The sequence below is a fragment of the Martinezella lusitana genome (assembly GCF_010668395.1).
Lineage (GTDB): Bacteria > Pseudomonadota > Alphaproteobacteria > Rhizobiales > Rhizobiaceae > Rhizobium > Rhizobium lusitanum_A.
In genome coordinates this window covers 44,865-60,758 of sequence record NZ_WUEY01000021.1, presented here as the reverse complement: position 1 = coordinate 60,758, position 15,894 = coordinate 44,865, and the positions used below count along the sequence as shown (strand labels likewise).

The 15,894-nt window shown below is 61.4% G+C and carries 16 protein-coding genes; 9 read left to right on the top strand and 7 right to left on the bottom strand.

What is annotated here, in order from left to right:
• Positions 1-164 precede the first annotated feature (164 nt).
• The 7 genes from GR212_RS29770 (at position 165) to GR212_RS29740 (ending at position 6,469) form a co-directional block, all read left to right on the top strand.
• The gene (locus GR212_RS29770; RefSeq protein ID WP_163992352.1) at positions 165-1,346 is read left to right on the top strand and encodes a muconate/chloromuconate family cycloisomerase; all 1,182 of its coding nucleotides are present in this window, start codon (positions 165-167) and stop codon (positions 1,344-1,346) included.
• A gap of 11 nt (positions 1,347-1,357) precedes the next feature.
• Entirely contained in the window at positions 1,358-1,648 is a 291-nt protein-coding gene (gene catC / locus GR212_RS29765) for a muconolactone Delta-isomerase (RefSeq protein ID WP_163992349.1), read from the top strand.
• Between the two features lie 84 nt (positions 1,649-1,732).
• On the top strand, positions 1,733-2,671 hold the full coding sequence (gene catA, locus GR212_RS29760) for a catechol 1,2-dioxygenase (RefSeq protein WP_163992347.1): 939 nt from the start codon (positions 1,733-1,735) through the stop codon (positions 2,669-2,671).
• A 104-nt stretch (positions 2,672-2,775) separates the two neighbouring features.
• Positions 2,776-4,134 carry a Rieske 2Fe-2S domain-containing protein gene (locus GR212_RS29755; RefSeq protein ID WP_163992345.1) on the top strand — a complete coding sequence of 453 codons (1,359 nt, stop codon included), beginning with the start codon at positions 2,776-2,778 and terminating at the stop codon, positions 4,132-4,134.
• On the top strand, positions 4,131-4,619 hold the full coding sequence (benB, locus tag GR212_RS29750; protein WP_163992343.1) for a benzoate 1,2-dioxygenase small subunit: 489 nt from the start codon (positions 4,131-4,133) through the stop codon (positions 4,617-4,619). Before GR212_RS29755 ends, benB begins: the two co-directional genes overlap by 4 nt.
• A gap of 42 nt (positions 4,620-4,661) precedes the next feature.
• Positions 4,662-5,687, top strand: a complete 1,026-nt coding sequence (benC, locus tag GR212_RS29745) for a benzoate 1,2-dioxygenase electron transfer component BenC (RefSeq protein WP_163992341.1) — start codon at positions 4,662-4,664, stop codon at positions 5,685-5,687.
• Positions 5,684-6,469 carry a 1,6-dihydroxycyclohexa-2,4-diene-1-carboxylate dehydrogenase gene (locus GR212_RS29740; RefSeq protein WP_163992339.1) on the top strand — a complete coding sequence of 262 codons (786 nt, stop codon included), beginning with the start codon at positions 5,684-5,686 and terminating at the stop codon, positions 6,467-6,469. The genes benC and GR212_RS29740 overlap by 4 nt, the downstream gene beginning before the upstream one ends.
• Positions 6,470-6,543: 74 nt before the next feature.
• On the opposite strand, the gene GR212_RS29735 is transcribed toward GR212_RS29740, so the two are convergent.
• Positions 6,544-7,884 (bottom strand): SAM-dependent methyltransferase, encoded by a 1,341-nt coding sequence (locus tag GR212_RS29735; RefSeq protein ID WP_163992337.1) that lies wholly within the window; start codon positions 7,882-7,884, stop codon positions 6,544-6,546.
• Between the two features lie 473 nt (positions 7,885-8,357).
• Here GR212_RS29735 and GR212_RS29730 point away from each other — a divergent pair, with 473 nt between their 5' ends.
• On the top strand, positions 8,358-8,723 hold the full coding sequence (locus GR212_RS29730) for a chemotaxis protein CheW (RefSeq protein ID WP_163992335.1): 366 nt from the start codon (positions 8,358-8,360) through the stop codon (positions 8,721-8,723).
• 55 nt (positions 8,724-8,778) lie between these two features.
• Here GR212_RS29730 and GR212_RS29725 read toward each other — a convergent pair whose 3' ends face one another.
• The 6 genes from GR212_RS29725 to GR212_RS29700 all read right to left on the bottom strand — a co-directional run bounded on the left by GR212_RS29725 (position 8,779) and on the right by GR212_RS29700 (position 14,499).
• The gene (locus GR212_RS29725) at positions 8,779-9,483 is read right to left on the bottom strand and encodes an ABC transporter ATP-binding protein (protein WP_163992333.1); all 705 of its coding nucleotides are present in this window, start codon (positions 9,481-9,483) and stop codon (positions 8,779-8,781) included.
• Positions 9,480-10,304, bottom strand: a complete 825-nt coding sequence (locus GR212_RS29720; RefSeq protein WP_163992331.1) for an ATP-binding cassette domain-containing protein — start codon at positions 10,302-10,304, stop codon at positions 9,480-9,482. The genes GR212_RS29725 and GR212_RS29720 overlap by 4 nt, the downstream gene beginning before the upstream one ends.
• Positions 10,297-11,154 carry an ABC transporter permease subunit gene (locus tag GR212_RS29715; protein ID WP_163992329.1) on the bottom strand — a complete coding sequence of 286 codons (858 nt, stop codon included), beginning with the start codon at positions 11,152-11,154 and terminating at the stop codon, positions 10,297-10,299. The genes GR212_RS29720 and GR212_RS29715 overlap by 8 nt, the downstream gene beginning before the upstream one ends.
• On the bottom strand, positions 11,151-12,200 hold the full coding sequence (locus tag GR212_RS29710; RefSeq protein WP_163992431.1) for an ABC transporter permease: 1,050 nt from the start codon (positions 12,198-12,200) through the stop codon (positions 11,151-11,153). The genes GR212_RS29715 and GR212_RS29710 overlap by 4 nt, the downstream gene beginning before the upstream one ends.
• A 33-nt stretch (positions 12,201-12,233) precedes the next feature.
• Entirely contained in the window at positions 12,234-13,820 is a 1,587-nt protein-coding gene (locus GR212_RS29705) for an ABC transporter substrate-binding protein (protein ID WP_163992327.1), read from the bottom strand.
• 208 nt (positions 13,821-14,028) lie between these two features.
• Positions 14,029-14,499 (bottom strand): MEKHLA domain-containing protein, encoded by a 471-nt coding sequence (locus GR212_RS29700; RefSeq protein WP_163992325.1) that lies wholly within the window; start codon positions 14,497-14,499, stop codon positions 14,029-14,031.
• A gap of 178 nt (positions 14,500-14,677) precedes the next feature.
• Here GR212_RS29700 and GR212_RS29695 point away from each other — a divergent pair, with 178 nt between their 5' ends.
• Positions 14,678-15,880 (top strand): ROK family transcriptional regulator, encoded by a 1,203-nt coding sequence (locus GR212_RS29695; protein WP_163992323.1) that lies wholly within the window; start codon positions 14,678-14,680, stop codon positions 15,878-15,880.
• Positions 15,881-15,894: the final 14 nt, after the last annotated feature.

Sequence of the window (15,894 nt, the reverse complement as noted above, 5' to 3'; positions counted from 1 at the left end):
CCATATCCTACCGGTTGGCACGCCATTCAACGTCGTCATTCGATATGCTGCGATGCGATAAGTCTATAGATATTACCATTTTTCTCCTTATCATACCTTAAAGGTATCGTTTGAGATACAAATGGTGTTGGACGTATGCCGCCTGCCCGGCGCAGAGTTCAGTCATGAACACGACCTTTGTACCCCTTGCGCCGAACGCAACGACCGCCCCCGTTATCGAACGGGTGGAAACGCTGCTGATCGACGTGCCGACTATCCGCCCGCACAAGCTCTCCGTCGCGACGATGAACGGCCAGACCCTGATGCTGGTCAAGGTTCACTGCAGCGACGGCATTGTCGGCATCGGCGAGGGAACGACGATCGGCGGCCTTTCCTATGGCGCAGAAAGCCCGGAGGGCATGAAGCTTGCGATAGACACCTATTTCCAGCCGGCGATGGTCGGACAGGATGCAACCCGCATCCAGATCCTGATGGCGCGCATCGGCAAGAGGATCAAGGAAAACCGCTTCGCTAAATGCGCCATCGAGACGGCATTGCTCGATGCACATGGCAAGCGTCTCGGCCTGCCCGTCAGCGAACTGTTGGGAGGGCGGGTGCGCAGCCGCCTGTCCGTGGCATGGACGCTGGCCTCCGGCGACACGGCGACGGACATCGCCGAAGCCGAGAAGATGCTCGACCTTCGCCGCCACAGGATCTTCAAACTGAAGATCGGCGCCAGGGCGCCGCGCGAGGACATCGCGCATGTCGCCGCCATCAAACGCGCGCTCGGCGACCGCGGCGCGGTTCGCGTCGATGTCAACATGGCCTGGAGCGAAACGGAAGCAGCCTACGGCATGGCGGCGCTCGCCGATGCGGGCTGCGAGCTGGTGGAACAGCCCGTCGCTTCGGCGGCGGCGCTGACGCGGCTCGTGCGTCGCTTCCCCATCGCCCTCATGGCCGATGAATCCCTGCAAGGCCCGGAGACCGCCTTCGAGCTTGCGAAGGTCAGCGGCGCGGATGTCTTCGCAATCAAGATCGAGCAGAGCGGCGGTCTCTTCAACGCGCAGCGCGTCGCGGCAATCGCCGATGCAGCCGGGATCGAGCTCTATGGCGGCACCATGCTCGAAGGTGCCGTCGGCACCGCCGCATCCGCCCACGCCTTTTCCACCTTCGCCAACCTGCAATGGGGAACGGAGCTCTTCGGCCCGTTGCTGCTGACCGAGGAAATCCTCGCAACGCCGTTGGAGTATGGCGACTTCGAGCTGGCCGTTCCCGAAGGGCCCGGCCTCGGCATCGCACTGGACGATGATCGGGTGAAATTCTTCCTGCGCGACGGACCGCGCAAAACCGTGAGCGCCGCCAGGTAGAGGAGTAGAATATGCTTTTTCATGTGCGAATGGACGTCAACATTCCCCGGGATCTGCCTCAGGCGGAAGCGGGCGAGATCATCGCCCGAGAGAAGGCCTATTCGCAGGAGCTGCAGCGCAGCGGAAAATGGCGGCATATCTGGAGAATTGCCGGCGAGTACGCGAACTACAGCATTTTCGACGTGAAGGACAACGAAGAGCTGCATGCGATCCTGACGGGACTGCCGCTGTTCAAGTTCATGACCATCAAAGTCACGCCGCTTTTGCGGCATCCGTCGTCGATCCGCGACGACGACACCTGAGGCGACGGCGTGGAAGAGGACCTTGCCGCTGGCCGGGTTTTCGAAACGATGTTCGCAACAACCGGAAAAGAGGAGGAATAAGACATGAGTGTGAGGATTTTTGACAGACCCGACGTGCAGGATTTCCTGAAAGTTCTGAGCGGCCTGACCAACAATGGCGGCAATCCCCGCGTCAAACAGGTTATCCATCGGCTGATGTCCGACCTGTTCAAGGCCATCGACGACCTCGACATTACCCCCGACGAATACTGGACTGCCATTGCGTGGCTCAATGAAATCGGCGCCGCCGGGCAGGCGGGCCTCATCTCGCCCGGCCTTGGGCTCGACCATTTTATCGACGAACGCCTCGATGCCATCGATGATGCGCTCGGCATCAAGAACGAGACACCGCGCACGATCGAGGGGCCGCTCTATGTGGCCGGCGCGCCGGTATCGCAGGGCTTTGCCCGTCTCGACGACGGCACCGATGCCAACGGTCATACGCTCATCATGCATGGCACCGTCTATGGGGCCGGGGGCAAGCCGCTGCCCGGCGCATCCGTCGAGGTCTGGCACTGTGATACGCGCGGGTTTTACTCCCATTTCGATCCCACCGGGAAACAGGCGCCGTTCAACATGCGCCGCACGATCATCGCCGATGCCGACGGCTGTTACAAGTTCCAGAGCATCGTGCCGCATGGCTATGGCGTTCCTCCAGGCAGCCCGACCGAACAACTCCTGTCGGCCCTCGGCCGCCATGGCCAGCGCCCGGCTCACATCCATTTCTTCATCGGCGCCGACGATCATCGCAAGCTGACGACCCAGATCAACATCGCCGGCGATCCGCTTGTGAACGACGATTTCGCCTATGCCACGCGGGACGGCCTGGTTCCGGCTGTGACGGAACGGAGCGACGAAGCCAGCATCAAGGCCAACAATCTCAGCGGCCCGTTTGCAGAGATCGAGTTCGACTTCCATCTCACTGCCCTCGTCAACGGCGTGGACAATCAGGTCAACGAGCAGCGCAAGCGCGCGGCGGCGTAACCGATTGACGCGGTGGCCCCTGGGGCCACCGCCCCTTCTTCATCACCCTTCATCATCGACATTGTTGCTGTGCTGCGCCGAGGCGCCGCAGCGGGAGAGAAACCATGTCCGCGATCATAGATAAGGCCCGAGACCTCGATCATCTGCTGACGACTGCGGTACAGGATGACAAGGAGGCCGGCATATTCCGTTGTCGCCGCGACATCTTCACCGATGAAGACCTGTTCGAGCTGGAGATGAAGCATATCTTCGAGAGCAACTGGGTCTACCTGGCGCATGAAAGCCAGATTCCGGACAAAAACGACTATTACACGACCTATATCGGCCGCCAGCCCGTGGTCATCACCCGCGACAAGACGGGAGAATTGCATGCGGTCATCAATGCCTGCGCCCATCGCGGCGCCATGCTGTGCCGGCGCAAGCACGGCAACAAGGGCAGCTTCACCTGCCCCTTCCACGGCTGGACCTTCTCCAACACCGGCAAGCTGCTGAAGGTCAAGGACGAGAAGACCACCCAGTATCCCCAGCAGTTTGCCCAGAACGGCTCGCACGATCTCAAACGGGTGCCGCGCTTCCAGAGCTACCGCGGCTTTCTCTTCGGCAGCCTGAACGAAGACGTCGCCTCCCTCGAGGATTATCTCGGCGAAGCGAAAATCATCGTCGACCAGATCGTCGATCAGGCGCCTGAAGGCCTGGAAGTGCTGCGCGGCAACTCGTCCTACATCTACGACGGAAACTGGAAACTCCAGATGGAGAACGGCTGCGACGGCTATCATGTCAGCTCCGTCCATTGGAATTATGCCGCGACCATGGGCCGGCGCAACGAGGACGGTACGAAGGCGGTCGATGCCAACGGCTGGAGCAAGTCCATCGCCGGCGTCTACGGTTTCGAAAACGGCCACATCCTGTTGTGGACGCGGGCAATGAACCCGGAAGTCAGGCCGGTCTACAATCGCCGCGACGAGATCGAGGCCCGCGTCGGCTCCGACAAGGCGGATTTCATCATCAACCAGACCCGCAACCTCTGTCTCTATCCGAACGTGTTCCTGATGGATCAGTTCAGCACGCAGATCCGCGTCACCCGTCCCATCAGCGTCGACAAGACCGAAATCAGCATCTTCTGCTTCGCGCCGAAGGGCGAAAGCGAAGCGGATCGAGCCCTCCGTATCCGGCAATATGAGGATTTTTTCAACGTATCCGGCATGGGCACGGCCGATGACCTCGAGGAGTTTCGCGCCTGCCAGGCCGGCTATGCCGGAACGACAGCGCTCTGGAACGATCTGTCGCGCGGTGCGCCGCTCTGGATCGACGGCCCCGACGAAAACGCCAGGAGGATGGGCCTCGAGCCGCTGCTATCGGGCGAGCGCAGCGAGGACGAGGGATTGTTCGTCCGCCAGCACGAATATTGGGCGAAGGTGATGCGGGAGGCGCTCGCCGCCGAAAAGGAGGGTGTTCTGTCATGAGCATTTCCGACGACGAGATTCGCGCCTTCCTCTATCGCGAGGCGCGCCTGCTCGATGACCGCGAATGGGATGAATGGCTCACTTGTTATGCGCCGGATGTAACCTACTGGATGCCGGCCTGGGACGATGACGACCAGCTGACAGAGGATCCGCATGCGCAGATATCCCTGATCTTCTATCCCAGCCGCGACGGCCTGGAAGACCGGGTGTTCCGCATCAAGACCGAACGCTCCGGCGCATCGACGCCGGAGCCGCGGACGAGCCACAACGTCAACAATATCGAGCTGCTGGCTCGCCGCGATGCGGAAGTCGACATTCGCTACAACTTCCACACGCTGAACCACCGCTACAAGGTCACGGATCAGTTCTTCGGAACCATGTTCGTCACCCTGCGCAGGAGCGGCGATCAACTGCTGATCTCAGCCAAGAAGATCGTGCTCAAGAACGACTACATCCGTCAGGTCATCGACGTCTATCACATCTGACAGACGTCTCCTGACGGCATGGGAACGGACGAGGAGGGTTGCATGACCAGCTACAACATCGCTTTGAACTTCGAGGACGGCGTGACCCGCTTCGTCGAATGCAAGGAAGACGAAAAGGTTCTCGATGCCGCCTTCCGCAACAAGATCAACCTGCCGATGGACTGTTCCGACGGCGTGTGCGGCACCTGCAAATGCCGCGCCGAAAGCGGCAGCTACGATCTCGGCGACGACTATATCGATGACGCCCTGACCGCCGATGAAGCAAAAAGCGGGCTAGTCCTGACCTGCCAGATGAAGCCGTCCTCCGACTGCGTCATCGCGGTTCCGACGACATCGACGGCCTGCAAGACCGGACAACAGAAATTTGCCGCGACAGTCGTGCAGATCACGCCGCATAACGATGCCGCCATCGTGCTGGAGCTGGAAGTCGATGGCGTCTCCCCCGTTTTCCTGCCCGGCCAGTATGTCAATATCGATGTACCCGGCAGCGGGCTGCATCGTTCCTATTCCTTCAGCAGCGCACCCGGCGAGCGGCGCATCGGCTTCCTCATCAAGAAGATCCCCGGCGGCGTGATGAGCAGCTGGCTCGCCCAGGCGCAAACCGGCGAAAAGCTCGATATCATAGGCCCCATGGGCAGCTTCTATCTGCGCGACGTCCGGCGCCCCTTGCTGATGCTTGCGGGCGGAACCGGTCTCGCGCCATTCCTGTCGATGCTGGAGGCGCTGGCGCGCGAAAACTCGCAGCAGCAGATCCATCTCATCTACGGCGTGACCCGGGACCTGGACCTGGTGCTCGTCGACCAGATCGAGGCTTACACGAAGCGACTGGCGAACTTCACCTACAGCACGGTCGTCGCCGAGGAGTCTTCCAGCCATCCGCGCAAGGGCTGGGTCACCCAGCACATGCCGGCAGAGATGCTTCATGGCGGCGATATCGACGTCTATCTGTGCGGTCCGCCGCCGATGGTCGACGCGGTTCGCAACCATTTCGACGAGAGCGGCGTTGTGCCCAACAGCTTCCACTACGAAAAGTTCACGCCCAACGCTTCGGCAAAGGAAGCCGCATGAGCGCTTCCTGTTTTCCGGGCCGCTTTGCGGGCAAGATGATCGTCGTCACCGGTGCCGCACAGGGCATAGGCCGGGCGGTGGCAGCGCGAGCGGCCGAAGAGGGCGGGACAGTGCTGTTTGTCGACCGCGCCGATTTCGTCGCCGAGGTGGCAGCCGCCGCGAGCGTCGACGCCAGGGCCTTCAAGGCCGACCTCGAGACCTATGAAGGCGCTGCCGCAGCCATGCGATTTGCCGCCGAGACCTTTGGCGGCATCGATATCCTGATCAACAATGTCGGAGGGGCGATACGCATGCGGCCCTATGCCGAATTCGAAGCGCAGCAGATCGACGCGGAAATCCGCCGTTCGCTGATGCCGACCCTCTACTGCTGCCACGCCGTTCTGCCGCATCTATTTGCCCGCGGCGGCGGGACCATCGTGAATGTATCCTCCAACGCGACGCGCGGTATTCACCGCGTGCCCTATTCGGCCGCCAAGGGCGGCGTCAACGCGATCACGCAATCGCTGGCCATGGAACTCGCCGATCGGAACATTCGGGTGGTCGCCACGGCACCCGGCGGCACGGATGCCCCGGCGCGCCGGGTCCCACGCAACGCTGCCGGAGACAGCGCCGCCGAGACGGGCTGGATGGCCGACGTGGTGCAGCAAGTCACGGCGTCGAGCCTCATGAAGCGCTATGCGACCATCGACGAGCAGGTTGCACCGATCCTGTTCCTGGCCTCGGACGAAGCATCCTATATTACGGGCAGCGTACTGCCCGTTGCCGGCGGCGATCTTGGCTGATTATGCGTTCGCGCTATCGGCTGGCGTCAATCCCGAACAGCGGGACCGACGCCAGCCGATAGCGCAAGCCGTCCTCAAATGTTGCAGGAGGATTCGGCGCCGGATTGGTTTTGCTGACGGGATTTGCGCTCGTCATGCACGGTCAGATCCCGTCTTGCCCGCGCGCTCGCGGCTTCGATCGGTTCCGCCCGGCCTTGCTCGGCCACGGCAGCCCGCGCCCGCTCGATATCGACCATGTAGTCACGCGCCAGCGGAAGAGCCGAGACGTTCTTCGTCAGCTGCAATTGCCAGTTCATGTGACCCATGCGACGGAAGGCGAGTTCAGATCCGATCAGGTAGAATTCGAACATCCGGCAGAAACGCTCGTCGTAAAGCTTGGCCAGAGTGCTCCTGTTCTTCATGAAGCGCTCGCGCCACTGCTCCAGCGTCTTGGCATAGTGAAGGCGCAGGATTTCGATGTCGGTCGCCCAAAGGCCGGACTTCTCGACCACGGACAGGACCTCGGATGTCGCCGGCGAATAGCCGCCAGGGAAGATGTATTTGGCGATCCACGGATTGGTGCTGCCCGGGCCGTCGGCCCGGCCGATCGCATGGATAAGCGCCACGCCATCCTCCTTGAGCACGGAGCGGATCTTGTCGAAGAAGGTCCGATAGTGATTGATGCCCACATGCTCGAACATTCCGACCGAGACGATGCGGTCGACCGGACGCGTCCAGGAGCGATAGTCCAGCAGCTCGAACGTCACCAGGTGCTCCAGGCCGGCTTCCTTTGCGCGGACCTTTGCAGCAGCCAATTGCTCTTCCGAAAGCGTCAGGCCCGTGACCCGCGCTCCAAACTCCCTGGCGAGATAAAGCGCCATGCCGCCCCATCCGCAGCCGATATCCAGGACCTCGAGTCCCGGGCGATCAAGCATCAGCTTCGAGGCGATATGCCGCTTCTTCTTCAGCTGCGCCTCCTCAAGCGTCTCGTCGCCGACGGGAAAATAGGCGCAGGAATATTGACGGTCCTCATCCAGCATCAGCGAGTAGAGGCGCGCGTCAAGATCGTAGTGATGCGCAACGTTGCGCTTCGATCGGCCTGCGAAATTCAACTGATCGAGGTTTCGGCGGAGCCAGCGGATCTTTTCCATCAGCTTTTCGAAAGGATGGCTCCCGCCGTCCATCATGTTGAGGACGAGAAAATCCATCAGCTGGAAGAGGTCGCCGGAAACCGGCACGAGGTCGCCGTCCATATAGGCCTCGCCGAACGCCAGAGCCGGATTGAAGAGCAGACGGCGCTTTGCGCGCGCGGTTTTTATCTTCATCGCCGCGCGCGGTTCCGATCCCGTACCGAAACTGCGTGTGGAACCATCGGGAAAAGTGACCGTGAGCGTACCGATTTTGATCAAGCGGGAAAGAGCTGCTTCTAGGAACATGACAACTACCTGTTTATCGTTTCCTTACGGGTGGTTCTTCGGCCTGAGGGCGGCCAGGAATCCCGTGACGGTATTTCTATGCGGAAAGCGTACTACTTAATCTGGTAGAATATCCAGATCATTTGCGACATCAAGGTTGCGGCGGCTTGACGACGACAATATGCAATTTGGCTGTATCAGCATGGTCGAAATCGCGCCCGGTATTGGCTCGGCCCCGTATCGGTTCGCAAAAGACTGCCATTCACATCGTATGCGATTGGCGAATCACAGCCCGATGCGGCCGAAGAAGTCATGCTTCGTTAGAATTTTAGATAAGCCTTCAATTCGTCATCAAGGCCGCAACTCTATTGTCGGCACGTCTGGCCGAACCGTGTTCGGCGGCACCATGACAGTGCCAAGGCATCCTCAAATCGGCCTTGCCTCAGACGGCTGCACTTTTGACCAGGGAGTCCCTCGGCGGGACGAAGTGCTCGATGTCTCTGTCAACTTTTCTTCGCCGTCGCGCAGCGATGGCCGTGCGTGTCCACAATACGTTGTGCACGTTCATCGATGGAACGATCGTCGCGCGGGCGGATAATTGGCGTCCGTTGCACGGAAGCCCCGATCTGTGCCATGCGCTCGGCCATACGTCATATCGCGGCGAGCTGGTGCCGGTATACGATCTGGCAACGATGCTGGGCAACGTCCCTTCGCACGGCTGCCAGATTGCCATCGTCAAAATGGCAGCCGGCCATATCGCATTCCTGATCGACGAATTCGTCGGCAGTACCGCGGCGGCCAACGAAGCCATTCATCTCTCGCAACTCGAGATTTTTCGTCACGAGCACATGGCTGCCTGACGCCGCTTTGCAGCCTCTAAAGGATAATGGCGATCGCTTTCCTGGGCTTCCGGCGCTAGCCGGCCTTCGACAAGCTTGCGCGATCCATGATCTGCGTGATGACCCCACCGCCCATGATCGCGGCGCGGTCGCACATATGGGCAACGACGCCCGGATCGTGGCTGACGAGCACCAGGGTCATTCCGTGCGCCGCCTTCAAATCGTTGAGAAGGTTGAGAATGCCCGCCTGCACCGAAACATCGAGGGCGGATGTCGGTTCGTCGAGCAGCAACAGCTTCGGGCGCAATAGTAGCACGCGCGCAATGGCCACGCGCTGCCGCTGGCCGCCGGACAATTGGTGCGGATATCGCTGGCTCGTCGCCCCTGCCAGGCCGACCTGGTCGAGAGCCGCCCGCACCTGCGCGTCAACATCCTTCACGCCCCGCAAGGACAGGGGCTCGCCGAGAATGCGCGCGATCGTGTGGCGCGGATGCAGGGAAGAATAGGGATCCTGAAACACCATCTGGATGTTGTCGCGCAACGAGCCTGCAATCTTCTTGCCCGGCTGGAGCGGCTCGCCGAAGACGGAAATCCCGCCTTGCCATTGAACATTCAGCCCGGCGATGGCGCGCAGCACCGTCGTCTTGCCGCAGCCGGAGGGACCTATCAGACCGAACGTCTCGCCGCTTGCCACATCGAAACTCGCACCGCGCACGGCCGTGAATGCCTTCCTGGCGCCGGAAAAGGTGATGGAAAGATCAGACACAGTAAGCGCACTCATGCCCCGGCTCCATAGACCGGCAGACGGGTGCCGTAGGTCTTTGCCGATGGCCGTGCCGCCCACAGCGCACGCGTATAGGCGGACTGCGCATTGGCAAGATCGGCCGACGCCAGCTCCTCCTCGATGCGGCCGCCGCGCATGACGACGGCCCTGTCGGCAAACTGCGCCACCTGCTGCAGATCGTGGCTGATGAGCAGCAGACCCATGCCGAATTCCTCGGTCAAGGAACGCAGCAGCGCCAGGATCTGGCTCTGAAGCTCACGGTCGAGCGCGGATGTCGGTTCATCCGCGATCAGCAGCTTCGGACGGTTGATCAGCATCGCCGCGATCATCACGCGCTGCCCCATGCCGCCTGACAGCGCGGCCGGATAGCTCGAGTAGACCCGCTTCGGATCGGGAAGGCCGACCTTATGAAGCATGTCGAGCGCCTGTTCGCGTCGCTCAGCGCCCGAAAGGCGCGTATGCAGCAGCAATGTTTCCTCGACCTGCCGGCCGACTTTGTGTGCGGGATTGAGCGAATATTTCGGATCCTGGAGGATGAGGCCTATGCCGTTGCCTCGAAGCGCATTCCAGCCGGACGCCGGCAACGAGAGGAGGTCCTGGCCTCCGAAGGACAGGCGCGCGGCCCGCATCTGCGCATGGTGCGGCAGCAGCCCCATGATCGCCCGCCCCGTCATCGACTTGCCGGAGCCGGATTCGCCGACGAGGGCGACGATCTCGCGATCGACCGAAAAACCGATACCGTCGACGACGCGCACCATGCCCGCCGCGGAGGGAAACGAAACCGACAGGTCCTGAACGGAGAGCAGCGGCTCAGCCATGACGCGGATCCAGTATATCGCGCAGGCCGTCAGCCAAAAGGTTGAAGGCGAGCGAGGTGATGAGAATGGCAAAGCCCGGCACGGCCGCCACCCACCATTGATCGAAGATGACCTGCGTGCCCTCCGAGACCATCGCGCCCCATTCGGCGGTCGGCGGACGAACACCGAGGCCGAGGAAACCCAGCCCGGCCGCGGCGAGAATGATGCCCGAGAGATCGAGAGCCAGGCGAATGATCGCCGATGGCAGCACCAAAGGCAGCACATGCCCATAAAGCAGCCGGATACCTCTGATGCCGACCATTTCGGCGGCGGCCAGATAATCGCTCCGGCGAAGCGCTGCCGTCTCCACACGCGCCTGGCGCGCATAGGCGGGCCAGCTGGTGAGAGAGAGCGCCAGAGCGCCGTTGATCAAACCCGGCCCCATGATCGCGACGAAGGCAAAGGCAAGCAGCAGCCGCGGGAAGGACATGACGACATCGGTGATGCGCATCAGGATGCGCTCGGTGATCCCGCCGAAAAAGCCGGCAAGGATACCGACGACGATGCCGAGGGGAGCCATGAGGAGAACGACGAACAGCAGCAGGAGCAGGGTCGGACGCGCGCCGTAGATCATGCGCGACAGCAGATCGCGACCGAAGCCATCCGTACCGAACCAGTGGGCCACGCTCGGCGGCATCAGCCGGTTGGCCGTCTCCTGCAGGTTGGGATCGTATGGCGCAATCAACGGCGCGAGCAGCGCGACGGCAAGGATGAAGACGACGACTGCGCTGCCGGCGGCTGCGGAGGGCGAGCGCAGCAGACGCCGCAGGAAGGACGGTCCGTCGAGCGGATGGTGAACGATGGCACTCACCGCGTCTTCCCCGCCTCAAGCCGTGCGACGCCGAGATCGGTCAGTGCATTGAGCAGCACGAAGGACGCGCCGACCACAAGGGTTCCCCCAAGGATCGCCGGCATATCGCCGGCAAACATCGCGGTCGTCAGATAGCGGCCGATACCGGGCCAGGCGAATACGGTTTCGGTGAGCACGGCGCCTTCAAGCAGGCTGGCATAGGAAAGGGCAATCACGATCAGAAGCGTTCCGGATATATTCGGCATGACATGCGCAAAGACGATGCGGGAAAGGCTTGCGCCCTTGGCCCGGGCGGTGGTCACATATTCCTGGCCGAGTTCCGTCAGGATCGAAGCCCGCGTGAGCCGTGAAATGGCCGCGAGCGCGTGAAAGGCAAGCACGGTCGCCGGCAGCGCCAGATGCGCCAGCGCGTCGCGAAAAGCGCCCTGCTTGCCGGAAAGCCATGCATCGATCAGCGCAAAACCGGTGACGGACTTGACCGTATATTGAAAGACGACATCCGCCCGGCCCGGTCCCGGCGCCCAATGCAGGCGCGCATAAAAGAAGAGGAGCATCAGCAGGCCGAGCCAGAAGATCGGCACGGAATAGCCGAGAAGAGAGATGAGCCGCGCCGCGCCGTCGAGCCATGTGCCCTGCCGCATGGCAGCAGCGATGCCGAGCGCCAATCCGATGACGGAGCCCATGATGATCGCCGCCGTTGCGAGTTCGATCGTCGCCGGAAAGGTGCGCGCGATATCCTTGGCGACCGGCTGGCCGGTCGAGGTCGATTGACCGAAATTCCCGGACGCTGCTGTTTCGATATAGCGAAGAAACTGTATCGGCAGCGGCTGATCGAGCCCGAGTTCGGCGCGGGCCTGTTCATAGGTCGATTGGCTGGCGTGGTCGCCGACCATCTGCAGCGCGGGATCGATCGGCGACAGGCGCGTCAGCGCAAAAGTCACCAGCGCAAGCCCGAAGAGCGTCAGCGCAAAGGACCATGCCCAGGAAAGAAACGACCTTACGAAAGACAACTCCCGCCAGGCTTTCATCTGGCGGGAGTTGGTCATGTCGGCATCGGATTGGCTTGCCGCTTGCGGCACTTACTTCTCCACCTTGTCATAGTAGACCTGGTCTGCATTCAGGCCCTGCGCATAGTTCTTCACCTTGTCGCTTAGCACGACCTGATCGTTGCCTTGAAGCATAAAGATGAAGGGGGAGCTTGCCTGGATCTTCTTTTGCAGATCCTGATAGAGGGCGACGCGCTTGGCGGCATCCTGCTCCTTGACGGCGGAAAGCGTCTCGTCCGTCAGCTCGGGGATCACCCAGCCGGCGTATTTTGCAGCCGTGTTGGCGGAGTTGTCCTTGTTGATGGCGAAGGCGCTGGCATTGGAATGCGGGTCGAAATAGTCCGGGATCCAGTAGCGCAGCGTCATCTCGAACTTGCCGGAACGGCCGCGTGCATAGATATCGCTTGCGACGCCTGGCTGGATGTCCAAGGTGATGCCAGCTTGCGCAAAGCTCGACTGCAGCGACTGCGCGATCGACAGGAACGGCTGGTCGTTGAAGACGATGAATTCGACCTTGAAGGGCGTCTTGATGCCGGCGTCGGCCAGGATCTTCTTCGCCTTCTCCACATCGAGCTTGAAGGGCGTATCCGTCAGCGCGCCGGGGAAGCCGACCGGCAGGAAGGCCTGATGCACCGTGCTCTGGCCGCGCAGCAGGTTCTTGGCGATACCGTCATAATCGACGAGATAGCGCGCCGCCTCCCAGAAGGCGGGATTGCCCAGCGTCGGATTGGCCTTGGTGTTGAGCAGGATATAGTCGGTACGCGCTGAGGGCACCGAGAGAACCTTGACCCCGCTCTTGGTCTTCAGCGCCTCGATCTGGTCGGCCGAGAGGCCGCGCGCGATATCGGCATCACCCTGCTCGACGAGAAGGCGGCGAGCGCCGACATCCGGGACATTGCGGATAATGACGCTGTCGAGCTTCGGCTTGTCGCTGGAGCTGGCATTGGCCTGCAGCACCAGTGCTTCGTGCGGGGTATAGGTTGCGATCGTGTAGGCGCCGCTTCCGGCCGAGTTCGTCTTCAGCCAGCCATTGCCGAAATCGCCATCCTTCGCCTGCGGCTCGACGGTCTTTTCATCGACGACCGAGGCGATCGGCGCAGTCAGCAGCGACAGGGCGAACCCGGAACCGACATCGGCCGACCAGGTGAGCTTCACATGCTTGTCGTCCACCTTGGTAACGGCGGCATCGACGTTGTCGGCCTTCCAGCCCAGCTCGTTGAGGATGAAGGCCGGAGACTTGTTGAGCTTGACGGCGCGCGTCAGCGAAAAGATCACGTCTTCGGGGCGGACCGGATTGCCGGAGGAGAACTTGGCGTCGGAAAGCTCGAAGGTCAGGCTGCGACCATCGCTGCCGGCAGCCCAGGAGGCCGCCAGCGCCGGCTCGATCTTCGTGCCGTCTTCGCGGTTCGACTGGACGAGACGCTGGTAGAGATTGTTGAAAGACTGGACGGTCGTCAGCTCGAAGCCTTCGGCCGGATCGAAACTGACGGCATCATCGATCGACTGCGCGACCACGAGCACGTTCGGCGGCGTTTCTGCGCGGGCGGCCGACGTGCCCAACAGAAGTGCCAGGCCGAAGGCCGTTCCGAGCAGCCTCGCACGAGAGGCAATAATTGACATGGGTGAGCTCCCTTAAATGCTTTTGCTATATGACGTTCTGGTTATGCGCTGTGTCTGACATGGTCCAACTACCGGCAAGCATTTAACAATCTCCTCGGGAGCATGCAGGCAAAATAGATCCAGCTTTTCGCGATTCTTGCGAAAAAATTTCCCCGTGAGGTTTGGGCATCTCCCGACACCGGCTAAATCATCGTTATCGCCGGGCGGGCTAGGCATCTTTCCAGCTGGAAAACGTCGCCGCCTGTCCGCGCAAGTTCCCGTCCCGGTCCAGAAGTTGCCAGACAATGCCGTCCTCGATCCAGAAGCGCCGGCCGGACTTTGCCACCCTCAACCCGCGATAATCGGAAATGAAGCCATCGCGCTTCACGGCATCCAGCAGTCGCTGACGTTCCGCCCGATCGGGAAGCTCCGCCGAAAGGCGCGAAGGCAGCGTCACGAACTCCTCCCATGGATATTCGAAACAATCCTGCGCAGCTCTGTTGGCATAGACGAAACGCGGATCGGCCTCCGTATTGTGGGCGACGACCACGAAAGGCGCCTCGCGATAGAGCCAGCCGGCCCCCCGCCCATCGCCAACAAGGTCAACGCCGACGACACGACGAAAACTGCCCGTCAAAAGGTCGAAGAACGCTTCGTCGCGCGATAAATCCACGGCATTGCTTTCAGGTCTATCCGTCATCCGTTCTCATCCTGCTCATTCTGCGCATCGGCCGGAACGATCCCTATCAAATTGCCGGGGAGATCAAAAGCTGCGGAACGACGACTTTCCCGACCGTCCATCGGCAACCGGAGGCTCTATGGCAAGAGGTGGCATGTGCTATAGGCTTGCGTGCATTGTGAGATTGGATGGTGAAGCCTTGGCGGATCAGACGATAGCGAAATATCTGAACGAGCTGAGCATTCTGACCATGCTTCGCATTCAGGGGCAGGCCAGCCGCATCGAGATTGCCCGTTATCTTTCCGTGACGCCGGCAACCGTGACCCGCCTGGTCAATAGCCTTATCGAACGAGGGCTCGTTCGGGATATCGAGCTGTCGCCCAATCCCGGACGGCCTGCCAATCGCGAGCCAGGCCGGCCTGCAACCAGCGTCGCTCTCAACACGGATGGCGCCTTCTTTTTCGGCGTCGAGGTCGGTGTCGATGTGCTTCGTTTTGCCTTGCTGGACCTGGCCGCGACCGTGGTGGATTCAAGCGAGATGCCATTCCACGACCGGATGTCTCCCGATCAGGTCGCCGGCGAAATTGCGCGGCGGGTCGGCAAGCTCAGGCGCGATCCGATCTACAGGGACAGTCTCAAGGGCGTCGGGATCGCATTCCCCGGCATCGTCCGCTCCGACGGTTTCGTCGTGAACCTGCCGATCGTCGGCTGGCGCAATGTCGATTTTCCCGCCCTTCTCTCCGAAGCGATCGACCTGCCGCTGTTCATCGAGAACGATGCCAATGCCGGAGCCTTTGGCTGCGTCTATACCGATCCGTCGCTACCGAATACCTGCAGCCTCTTCCTGAAGCTCGATGCAGGTTGTGGCGGCGCTGTTGTCGTCGACGGACGGCTGTTGAGGGGCGCAAACGGCACGGCCGGCGAGTTCGGCCATCTTCGCCTTTCGGAGGACGGCCCCTTGTGCGGATGCGGAAACAGGGGCTGCCTGGAAAGCAGGATCGGCCTTTCCGCCATCGCGCAACAATTTCTGGAGACCTCGGACCTTTCCGGCATCGAGCTCACGCAGCTTCCCGAACACATCGTCGAGGCTGCGCGCGGTGGCGATGGCCGCGCCATTGAGACGATCGATTCATTCGTTCACTGGCTCGTTCTGGGCCTCGTATCGCTGGTCAACCTCTACAATCCGAGCGTCGTCTTTCTGGGAGGGCCGCTTGCCAAACTGGCCGAGGCGGCAATCGACCGGATTTCCGAGGGGATAGGCCGAGGCATCGTGACCGGCATCCCTGCCCCGACCTTGATGCTGTCAACGCTCGGATCCTACGAGGGCGCCATCGGCGCCGCCTCGATAGCGCATCACCATACGTTCGATATCTCGCGCGTGGGAATAATAGCGGGGCGCTGATAGTGCCGGAGCAG